At 30.9% G+C, this 10,873-nt stretch carries 12 protein-coding genes; 8 read left to right on the top strand and 4 right to left on the bottom strand.

From position 1 onward, the window contains the following. Positions 1–43 precede the first annotated feature (43 nt). The 7 genes from U0D62_RS04860 to U0D62_RS04830 all read left to right on the top strand — a co-directional run bounded on the left by U0D62_RS04860 (position 44) and on the right by U0D62_RS04830 (position 6,231). On the top strand, positions 44–895 hold the full coding sequence (locus tag U0D62_RS04860; protein ID WP_322194206.1) for a universal stress protein: 852 nt from the start codon (positions 44–46) through the stop codon (positions 893–895). 700 nt (positions 896–1,595) lie between these two features. Next, positions 1,596–2,444, top strand: coding sequence for a universal stress protein (locus tag U0D62_RS04855; protein WP_322194205.1), 849 nt, complete (start codon positions 1,596–1,598; stop codon positions 2,442–2,444). Between the two features lie 11 nt (positions 2,445–2,455). Next, a complete protein-coding gene (locus U0D62_RS04850) occupies positions 2,456–3,304 on the top strand; it encodes a universal stress protein (protein ID WP_322194204.1) in 849 nt (282 codons plus the stop codon). Between the two features lie 65 nt (positions 3,305–3,369). Beyond that, on the top strand, positions 3,370–4,218 hold the full coding sequence (locus U0D62_RS04845; protein ID WP_322194203.1) for a universal stress protein: 849 nt from the start codon (positions 3,370–3,372) through the stop codon (positions 4,216–4,218). A gap of 66 nt (positions 4,219–4,284) precedes the next feature. Further along, positions 4,285–5,136, top strand: a complete 852-nt coding sequence (locus tag U0D62_RS04840) for a universal stress protein (RefSeq protein ID WP_322194202.1) — start codon at positions 4,285–4,287, stop codon at positions 5,134–5,136. Positions 5,137–5,147: 11 nt separating this feature from the next. Continuing rightward, on the top strand, positions 5,148–5,552 hold the full coding sequence (locus U0D62_RS04835; protein ID WP_322194201.1) for a hypothetical protein: 405 nt from the start codon (positions 5,148–5,150) through the stop codon (positions 5,550–5,552). 10 nt (positions 5,553–5,562) lie between these two features. Continuing rightward, a complete protein-coding gene (locus U0D62_RS04830) occupies positions 5,563–6,231 on the top strand; it encodes a hypothetical protein (RefSeq protein ID WP_322194200.1) in 669 nt (222 codons plus the stop codon). Here the strand turns inward: U0D62_RS04830 and U0D62_RS04825 are convergent. From U0D62_RS04825 to U0D62_RS04815, 3 genes are read right to left on the bottom strand one after another with little or no spacing between them, the layout of a single operon-like run. Beyond that, positions 6,226–6,858: a class I SAM-dependent methyltransferase gene (locus U0D62_RS04825; RefSeq protein ID WP_322194199.1), complete on the bottom strand. Its 633-nt coding sequence runs from the start codon at positions 6,856–6,858 to the stop codon at positions 6,226–6,228. The genes U0D62_RS04830 and U0D62_RS04825 overlap by 6 nt on opposite strands. Positions 6,859–6,892: 34 nt before the next feature. After that, positions 6,893–8,305 carry an MBL fold metallo-hydrolase gene (locus tag U0D62_RS04820; RefSeq protein ID WP_322194198.1) on the bottom strand — a complete coding sequence of 471 codons (1,413 nt, stop codon included), beginning with the start codon at positions 8,303–8,305 and terminating at the stop codon, positions 6,893–6,895. A gap of 45 nt (positions 8,306–8,350) precedes the next feature. Beyond that, positions 8,351–9,130, bottom strand: a complete 780-nt coding sequence (locus U0D62_RS04815; protein WP_322194197.1) for a patatin-like phospholipase family protein — start codon at positions 9,128–9,130, stop codon at positions 8,351–8,353. A gap of 149 nt (positions 9,131–9,279) precedes the next feature. Here U0D62_RS04815 and U0D62_RS04810 point away from each other — a divergent pair, with 149 nt between their 5' ends. Next, positions 9,280–9,876, top strand: coding sequence for a hypothetical protein (locus tag U0D62_RS04810; protein WP_322194196.1), 597 nt, complete (start codon positions 9,280–9,282; stop codon positions 9,874–9,876). Between the two features lie 15 nt (positions 9,877–9,891). On the opposite strand, the gene U0D62_RS04805 is transcribed toward U0D62_RS04810, so the two are convergent. Further along, on the bottom strand, positions 9,892–10,728 hold the full coding sequence (locus U0D62_RS04805) for a universal stress protein (protein ID WP_322194195.1): 837 nt from the start codon (positions 10,726–10,728) through the stop codon (positions 9,892–9,894). Positions 10,729–10,873: the final 145 nt, after the last annotated feature.

Raw genomic sequence — 10,873 nt, 5'->3', positions numbered from 1 at the left:
TATAAATTAATTTTGAATAAAGAGGTTAAAATAATTTAGTGATATGAGAAAAGTATTGATTCCCACAGATTTTTCTGATAATTCCTGGAATGCCATTAGATATGCATTACAGTTTTTTAAAGATCAAAAATGTACGTTCTATATACTCCATACATTTACTCCTGTGTCATATAATGTTGGATATTTAGTAGAAAATCCAATGCCGTACGGAATAGAAGATGTAGCTCATAAAAATTCTGAAAACCAGATAGATCGTATAATTGAGAGAATAGAAAATGAATTCTCTAATTCTAAACATAGCTTTGTGAAACTCTCTGCATTTAATATGCTTGTCAATGAAATAATAGATACTGTAGAGAAACATAGTATTGATCTCATCATAATGGGTACTAAAGGAGCTACAGGTGCTAAAGAAATTTTTATAGGTACACATACAATGTTTACTATTAAAAAAGTAAAATGTCCTGTTATAGCGATTCCGTCTGGATTTGAGTATGAAAAGCCTAAAGAGGTTTTATTTCCTACTGATTTTAATCTTAGCACGTCTAATAAATACTTATCATTACTCAAAGAAATTTGTGATCAACATTCTTCAAGGCTCAATATCCTAAATGCATATTATGGTGTTGCCTTAGATGATCAGCAAGAAGAAGTAAAAAATTATCTGGACGAATATTTTAAGGATGAAACACATGTATTTCATATCGCTGATGGTATGGATGTACTGGAAGCCGTTGAAGATTTTCAGGAAAAATTCAAAATCAATTTATTGGTTATGATTCATAACAAGCATTCTTTTTTTGAAAACCTTTTGTTTAAACCGGTAATTAATCAAATAGTTTACCATACTAATATTCCTTTTCTTGTAATCCCATCAGAAAGTAGAATATCATAAGTCACTATTCAAAATAAAGGTCAAACAAAAAAGAGATTGCATGCCACTGCAATCTCTTCAACTATTTAAGAAACTTTAAAATCAAATTTTTATTTATGAGAAAATTATGGTTATTAAAGTTTATTGTTACTATCTATTGTGTTTACTGATAGATAATTATGAGGTAGGTTGTTATGTTTTGAATGCCTAGTAATTGGAATCAATAAAGAAGCCTTCATATATCTTAATCCCATCAAATCTTTATGAGATTGTATGAGGAAAATTATTTGCTTTTGCGTTTGAGACAAAGCTGTTAGTATCAATAATAAAAGTTTAAATTTCATAAGAACTCCAATTAATATGTAGCAAATATTATAAATGTAATTGAACCAAAATATTTTTTAACTCTACTTAGTTTAAATAGTATTATAATTGGGTAGGATAATTCAACTTTAACGTGATTTTGTTAAGAATATGTGAAGTGAATTATTTCTAACTATGAGATATTCTTACTTTATGTGTTAAAAAAAAGAGAATATATTAAAGGTGAATTGATGTGAGATGAATAACTCATAAGAAATAATTAAAAATTGCTTTTGTATAAATTCTTCAAAAACAAAATGCTATCAAAATACCAATTTATCGTTTTTTCAATAACCTGACAATTATCATAGTTTTGCCATCCATATTTCTTTAGTTTTAGCTAAGAAAGCTTATTAAAATGAGAAAGATACTGATACCAACTGATTTTTCTGAAAATGCAATGAATGCGATTCATTTTGCCTTAGAACTATTTAAGTATGAACGCTATGAGTTTTTGATTTTTCATGCATATGCAGATGAAGTATATGATGATAATACTGTGGTTTCCAGAAATACTTTGGAGAAGTTGAAGAAAAGTATTCATGAAAAATCTAATGAAGAGCTTAAAAAAATTCTTGTTAATATTAATAAAGTATCACCTAATCCAAGACATCAATATAAAACGATTTCTGTTTTTGGAACTTTAATAGATGTGGCGAATGATTTGGTAGATCAGAAAAATATTGACATAATAATCATGGGAACCAAAGGAAAAACAAATGATCAAAAATTAACTTTTGGGAGTAACACATTTCAAGTTCTTAGATATGTAAAATGTCCCGTTTTGACAATCCCAGAGAAAAGTTCTTATAAAAAGCCAAAACAAATTGTTTTTCCAACAGATTACAGGCTTCCGTATAAAAGAAGAGAACTTAAATTATTAAGTACTTTGACCATAAGTTTTAGATCTAAAATCAATCTTTTATACATCACTCGATTTACAAACCTTTCGCTTAGACAACAAGATAATAAAGCTTTTTTAGAATCTTGTTTTCCAAATACTGAACTAGTTCATATTACCGAAAAAGCAGATACTATAGTTGCTGGGATTAATAAATTTATTAAAACTCAGTCAGCAGATATGTTAGTTATGGTTAATTCGAGACATTCATATCTTGAAAGTATGCTATATCAATCTAAAATTGATTCGATAGGTTTAAATATTAAAATACCCTTTTTAGTATTGCAAAATTTACAACGGACCTAAAGCTATTGAAAATGAAACGTATATTATTACTTACAGATTTCTCTGATAAATCTTGGAATGCCATTGTATACGCAATAGAGTTTTATAGAAATACTCCTTGTAAATTTGTTATACTTAATGTTTATGATCTAAATGCGGTGAACTTAGTAAGTACTGTCAGTTCACAAAGAGTAGGTCATTATTATGACGCTATTAAATTAGAATCTAAAAACAAGCTGCAAATGATTTTAGAAGATATTCAAAATTCTAGCCCGGCTTCTCATCATTTTTTCAAAGTAATTTCAAAACCTGGATCTTTATATAAAACTTTACAATCTCTTACTACAAAAGATCGTTTTGACATAATACTAATGGGTACTAAAGGGACAACAGGAGCTAAAGAGATATTTATCGGTAGTACAGCGCTACAAGTGATTAGAGAATCACTAGACTGTCCTATCCTGATAATTCCTGAAGATGCTTATTATCAACCTATTCATAATATAGCTTTTGCTACTGATTTTGAACGAGTGTATTATAAATCCGAGATCACCCCAATTTTAAATTTGGCAAAAAGAAGTAATGCTATCATAAGAATGATTCATATTTATAGAAAACCAAAATTAAGTTATGTCCAGAAGTATAACTCTAGTACTTTAGAAGCTTTTTTTAAAAATGTAAAATATGATTTTCATGTAATCCCAGAATTCTCTACCATAGAAAAAGGGATACAAGCATTTATAGAAGAGTTAGATATAGATGTATTAACTATGATTAATTACAAACATAGTTTTTTGGAACGATTAACTAGAGAACCAATTATAAAAAAAATTACATTTCATTTACAAATACCTTTTCTTATAATTCCTTCTGATAACTGACAATTATCATAGTATTCTTCCAATTTAGAGAATAGATTTATAGAACAATTTTAAAACTATAGATCGTGAAAAGAATACTAGTTCCGACAGATTTTTCTAATAATGCATATAGTGCACTTTTCTATGCTACCCGATTATTTAAGCATCAGGAGTGTAAATTTTATATACTTAATACTTTTGAAGTAAAAACTCCTTTATTAACAGGTAGAATAGATACAAGTAAAGGGAGTTTTTTATACCAGAAATTAAGTGCAGCTTCTCAAGAAAGTTTAATCCAGACTTTTCATTCAATTGTTAGAGATACAGAAGATTTACAACATACTTTCGAAACTGTTTCTGTTTCAAAGGATTTAGTAGAGACAATTATTAAAACTATTAAGAGTAAAGATATTGACCTTGTAGTTATGGGAACCAAAGGAGCTACAGGTGCATCAGCTGCATTTTGGGGGAGTAATACAGTAAAAACTATTCAGAAAATTAAAAGATGCCCTGTACTAATAGTTCCAGATGAGTTTGATTTTGAAAAACCAATTAACATCGCATTCCCGACGGATTTGAAAAGATTCTATCTAGAAGAAGAATTGCAACCGTTATTGGATATTGCTTCTTTATTTCAGTCTACTATTAAGATTATCCATATTCTCAGAGAAGAAAAATTAGATGACATACAGGAACATAATTATTATGCTCTTAAAAAGTGTTTTAAAAAAATACAATTTAGTGCTCATTGGATTCCTAAAAATGATCAGAAAACTGCTTTGATAAATGATTTTATTGATCAATTAAATATCAACCTTTTGGTAATGATTAATTATCGACACAGCTTTATAGAAAATATAACCCATGAACCGGTAATTAAAAAAATAGGGTTTGCTCCTTCAGTGCCTTTTTTGGTAATACCAGATGCAAGCTGATAATTATCATAGTTTACTTTATTAAACGACTCTACCTTTATATCACTAATCCTAAATATCATTACAATGAAAAAGAAAATCTTACTACCGACTGATTTCTCTAAGAATTCATGGAATGCTATAAGCTATGCTATAGAATTATATAAAAATGCAGAATGTGATTTTTATATCCTGAATGTTTTTAATGTTACGGGTTATGCCATAGATAGTATGATGGTTCCTGAACCTGGCGAAAGGTTATATGAGCAAGCTAAAGAGAAGTCTGAAAAAGGATTAGGTAAAATTCTTGATAGACTTTCGTTTCGAGATAATTACTTAGGCCATAAGTTCTATGCAGTTTCGCAATTTAATAGCTTATTGGATGCGATAAAGGATCTGGTTGAAAAAAAAGACATTGAAATGATTGTTATGGGCACTAAGGGAACCACAAACGCAATGAGTGTGGTTTATGGGAGTAATACCGTTTTGACCATGGAAAAAGTTAGGAATTGCCCTGTAATGGCAATTCCTAGTGATGTTATCTATCAAGAACCTAAAGAAATAGTATTCCCAACAGATTATAAGACTCATTTTAAACACAGAGAACTACAATATTTAATAGAGATCGCTAGAATCAGCAATTCTGCAGTTCGTTTTTTGCATATAACTAATGATAATTCTCTGGATAAAGAGCAGGAAAACAATAAAGATTTATTGAAAGAATATTTCGAAAATATTCCGCATTCATTCCATACACTTAAGAATGTAGATGTACAAGGAGGACTAAGTTGTTTTGTACAAAGTAGAGATAGTGATATGATCACTTTTATCAACAGAAAACATAGTTTTTTTGGCAGTATTTTGTCAAAACCTATGGTAAAAAGCCTTGGACATCATACTACAGTACCCGTATTGGCTTTACATGATCTAAAAAACTAAAATTTATTATTATGAAAACAATTGGAATCTGGCTTGATAAAGAAAAAGCCTATATCATAACTACCGGAAAAGAACAGGAAGAAATACAAACAGTTTTCTCAGAAATAGAAACATATCACATATTGGGAGGGTCTGGAACTCGATTTAAAGGAGGGCCTCAAGATGTTGTGCAAGACAAGAAATACTTGGAACGAGAAAAAAATCAGTTCAAAGCTTATTTTAAAAAACTACTTCCTTATATCACTGATGCTAACAAAGTAGCGCTATTTGGACCAGCAGAAACTGCAGAAAAACTTTATAAAGATCTGAAAGAGAACCATCCTATCTTATTCAAGAAAGTAGAAGAAATAAAAAAAGTAGATAGTATGACTGAGAATCAGATGAAGGCTTTGGTGAGAGATTATTTTAACAAATAAATTTTTAAAAGTGAATAAATTATATACATATTCTTTGATTCTAATAGGGATGTTGATGAGCTGTAATTCAAGTGAGTTAGTCGAAAACTGGAAAAACCCAGATATTGATACTTTTGAAGCACAAAAGGTATTAGTAATCGGAATAAGTGCTGAGTTGAATCAACGAAAGCTCTTTGAAAAAAAATTGACTTCAGAACTTAGGAAAAATAATGTAAACGCAATAAAGAGCCTGGAATTCTTTGAAGAATTCTATACTGACTCTCCTAAAACCGAAAAGGATTTAATGGCTTTAGAATCACAATTGTTAGAAGAAGGATTTGATGCTATATTACTATCTAAAGTAGTAGGTGTAGAGGATAAAGTTACTGTAGTCAAAGCTTATAGAAACCTTGACAAAACATTTAATAGTTTTAAAGAAGACTATTATGAAAATCAGGAAATATATCAAGATGAAGATTATTATGAAGAGTACCAGATATTTCATGCAGAATCCTCGTTGTATTGTATCTGCCTGGATAAAGAACGTGCTTTAATCTGGAAAGGTTCTATAGATGTTACAGAACCTGAAAATGTAAAGAAAGCTGTCAACGATTATATAAAAGTGCTGATATGGGCACTTAAAGAGCAACAACTTTTAATGATAGGGCAGCAGTCTTATGAAGATATTGATCCGTTATAATTTCGAAATATTTTTTACAATTTTTTTAAATCCACAGAAAACAAAATTTTGCGAGGTATTAAATGGAGTTTGATGATCAATATAAATACATTTTATTTTTTCAAAATGCTGATTAAGTAGAGCATTTAAGGACGTTTCAGAATATTGAGTAATATCTATCCCACTACATTTTTTTGGACCTTCTTTAGAAAAAGTTCCTATGATCAGGGTTCCATTAGGAACTGTGTTTTTTTGTATTGTGCTGACATAATGATTGATATCTTCTTTTTTTGTTAGAAAATGAAATGTAGCACGATCATGCCATACATCATATTTTTCAATAGGGACAAAACTGGCAATATCTGCAATAATCCATTTTACTTTTTCTGCCTGATCACCTAACCTTTTTTTCGCCTTGTTTATTGCTGTCTCCGAAATATCTAATACGGTAATATTTGAATACCCTAATTTGAGTAAATGATCGACCAAAAGACTATCACCACCTCCGGCATCAATAATTTTTGCAGTTTTTGATACCTTGAAATCGCTCAGAAAATCTAAAGAAGTCTTAGGAGCTTCTTGATACCAGCTAACATCTTTTAACTCTTTGGTATTATATACATTTTCCCAATGTTTTCTTTTATCCATCTCGTACCCGAATTATTATCTTTCTTCTATTTTTTTACTTTATAGTAGAAGGACATACAAAATCTGTAGTTTCTATCCCTACTTCTTTAATATCTTTAAACCCTCCGGCAATATCAACAAGATTATGGATTCCTCTACTTTTTAATATAGAAGCCGCAATTACTGAACGGTATCCTCCTGCACAATGCACATAAAATGTTTTATCATCAGGAAAATCGGTTAAGTAGTCATTCAAAAAATCCAAAGGAGTATGATATGCTTTTTCTATATGTTCTGCAGAGAACTCACTTTGTTTACGCACATCAAAAACAGGTGCTTCTTCTTTCTCAAGAATGTCTTTTAATTCAGAAGCAGGTATAGAAGTTATAGTATCATAATCTTTATCTGCCTTTTTCCAGGCATCAAAACTACCCTCCAGAAAGCCTAAAGTATTATCAAAACCTACTCTTGATAATCTGGTAATAGTTTCTTCTACTCGTCCATTGGGAGCCACCAATAAAATGGGCTGTTGCACATCTGCAATTAGTGCGCCTACCCAAGGAGCAAACCCGCCATCGATTCCAATAAAAATTGATCTGGGAATATGTCCTTTTATATATTGACTCTGATGTCTTACATCAAGAATAATAGCTCCAGTTTTATTAGCTACTGCTTCAAAATCTTGAGGAGATAACGGTGTAACTCCACGTTCAATAACTTCATCAATATCTGCATATCCCTCTTTATTCATTTTTACATTTAAAGGAAAATAAAGAGGAGGTGGAAGTAACCCATCTGTTACTTCTTTTACAAATTCTTCTTTGGACATATCTGCTCGTAAGGCATAATTCATTTTCTTTTGATTGCCAAGCGTATCCACTGTTTCTTTCATCATATTTTTTCCACAAGCAGAACCAGCACCGTGAGCAGGATATACAATAACATCATCAGCTAGTGGCATAATCTTAGTGCGTAAACTATCAAAAAGCGTAGCAGCTAATTCTTCTTGCGTCATATGAGCTGCTTTTTGAGCGAGATCAGGCCTTCCAACATCTCCAAGAAACAAGGTATCACCACTAAAAATGGCATGATCTTTATTATTCTTATCTCTAAGAAGATAGGTTGTACTCTCCATAGTATGACCAGGAGTATGAAGTGCTATAATAGTAATATCTCCTATCTTAAATTCTTGCCCATCTTTGGCAATCAGAGCTTCAAAAGAGGTTTCTGCATTAGGACCAAATACAATATCTGCTCCTGTTTCTTTAGCAAGAGTAACATGACCACTCACAAAATCAGCATGGAAATGTGTTTCAAAAATATATTTAATAACAGCCTTATCTTCACTGGCTTTTTCGATATATGGTTTTACTTCTCGCAACGGATCTATAATTGCTACTTCTCCGTTACTTTCAATATAATAGGCTCCTTGAGCGAGACATCCTGTGTATATTTGTTCTATCTTCATGTATTCAGTTCTTTATAGTATCCAATGTTAGGAAAAAAATGTTATTTATTTCTGATTAGCTTTTAAATATTTTTCGAGCTGTAATTTTGCTTCTTGATACCCTAGTTGATAAACTTTATCCAGATTACTGGCGGTAAAGATACCATGATTCACGAGATCTTTAGGCTGAATTATAATATCACACTCTTTAAACTTGGTTTCTGAGTTGGTCATAGCCCTTAAATAATAAGCTCGTTGCATCACATTATAGGAATGTTTAAAGTCAGTGATTTTTGGTTTTTTAATAGGTAAAACATCAATGCCAATAATAAAATCACAATGTTCACGGATAGGAGTAATCGGAAAATTATCTAAGATACCTCCGTCAGCATATAGTTGATCATCAATCATTATCGGAGTAAAAACTCCGGGAAATGCTGCAGAGGCAAGCAATGGTTTAATTAATTGACCGGCATTAAAAACTTTTGTAACTCCTTCAACAAGATTGGTAGTGGTAACAAAGAGCTTTTTGTCTAAGGATTCAAAAGAGTTTTCAGGAAAAAAAGTAATGAGGTCATCATAAAATTTTTCTGTATCAAGAAAACCTGCTTTCTTTCGTGTAAACCGGTTAAATTTAAAAAGAGAGGTTTTTGCGAATACAGATTTTATTTCTTCAGTTGTGTATTTTGCAGCATATAAAGAACCTACGATTGCACCAGCACTAGCACCCGAAATAAATTGAGGGATAAATCCAGATTCTTCAATAGCTTGAATAGCTCCAATATGAGCCACTCCTTTAAAACCTCCTCCCGAAAGTACCAACCCTATGTTTTTTGGTGTTTTCATCTAAATTCAACGAATTATTTGTAAATTTAAGTAGACTTTATAAAGTAGAGAACCCCAATTTCAAGTTTTAAACTGAAATTGGGGTTCTTTATTTAGAATATATATGATTTTGTGAATTTAACTATTAATCGTACTAAATAATATAAGATATGACTAATTGGATAAAAAGAGTATTTACGTATGATCCTGAGGTTCTAAACTATGATATTTCAAAGGTACTAGCTTTATTATGGTTTTTTGCCTTTGTAGGAATTTTTTGGTTGTTTTGGCCTGCCTATGCAAAAGTTATAGAAGGTAATTGGGTATCAGCTCTAAAAATTATAGGAGTTGGTGGTTTTCTTGCCGGAGCAGCAACAATTTCAGGGAGTCTTATAGGATTTCTTTTTGGGGTTCCAAAAACTAATACACAATTTATTAAAAAGAAGACTTCTGAAACAACTAATCAATATGTTCCTAATACAAATTTGGAAAGAATTTCGGATTGGCTAACTAAGATAATTGTCGGGGTTGGGTTGGTCGAATTCCCAAAAATTAAAGCCTTTTTTATAGACTTGGGGAATGCTTGTGGTCCTATTTTTGAGTTGGATGTTATGGGAAATGTAATTGCTATAAGTTTTGTAATACATTATTTGTTTATTGGATTCTTTCAAGGTTTTTTGCTTGCATATTTATGGCTCCCTGGAGCATTTATAAGGACTAATAGAAGAAACAAGAAATTATCAACTAACCTTTCTAAAAAAGCCTAATGACTTAAAATAATATCAATTATGCATAATCAATAAAGGCACACGGGTTCCGTAACTAATCTTGGAGGTTTCTGACCCTTTAAAGAACCGTTCTAAGAAAGTTTCTCTTGGTACAAAAAGAGCAGTCAGATCAACATTCATAATTTGAGTAAAGCTATTAATAGCCAAAGCAGTAGGAAGATTAATGATAGAATGAAAAGTGTGATTTACATCTTTAAAGAAATTTTTCATATGTTTTTTGTCATCAAACTCTGCTATAGTAATGGTATCATCTTCTTTGATTTTGAGAATGCGCAAAGAGGATTTATATTTAGAAAGGGTATCCATGAGAGGCTCAATCCCTTCGGTTGTAAAATGGTGACCATAATCTAGAGTAAATAAAATGACTTTAGGTTTTTTAAAAGTAAATCCCTGAGGGATTGCAAGAACCGGGCAATCTATTTTGCGAATTACATTTAGGGTATTGCTGCCAAAAACTACTTCAGAGGCACCCGTTGCACCATTAGTACCCATCACAATTAGATCTATATTTTTTGATTTAACTGCTTGTTTTATTGCATCAGTAAAGATGTCATAATCTGTAATAGAGTGAAAGGAGTAATTTTCATCTCCATATTCACTTTTTAATTCTTCAACAATACGAGACAATTTTTGTTTGACTTCACTTATTACCGATTGATGGATTGAGGTATTAGCCGGAGCGGCCATAAGATCATCAGTGGTATATCTGGATGCTTTTTGTACATTAAGGATATAAAAAGTACAGAGTTCGTTTTTAAAAAACTCCATAGCATACTGTATAGCATTTCTTGAATTATTAGAAAAATCTGTAGGAAGCAAAATATTTTTCATCAGTCTACTTTTTAGATATTTGAGTGTATGTGTCTTTGCTTATTTCATTTCTTAAAAATAAATAAGGTTTGACGGTATAACTATGATATTTATCATAATCACTTAGTATTTTATCAATATCTTAAAAATAAAAGCCGAACCCATT

Origin of the sequence: Aquimarina callyspongiae (assembly GCF_034322225.1) — a bacterium.
Lineage (GTDB): Bacteria > Bacteroidota > Bacteroidia > Flavobacteriales > Flavobacteriaceae > Aquimarina.
The sequence above is the reverse complement of the archived record's forward strand: the minus strand, read 5'-3'. Positions and strand labels throughout refer to the sequence as shown.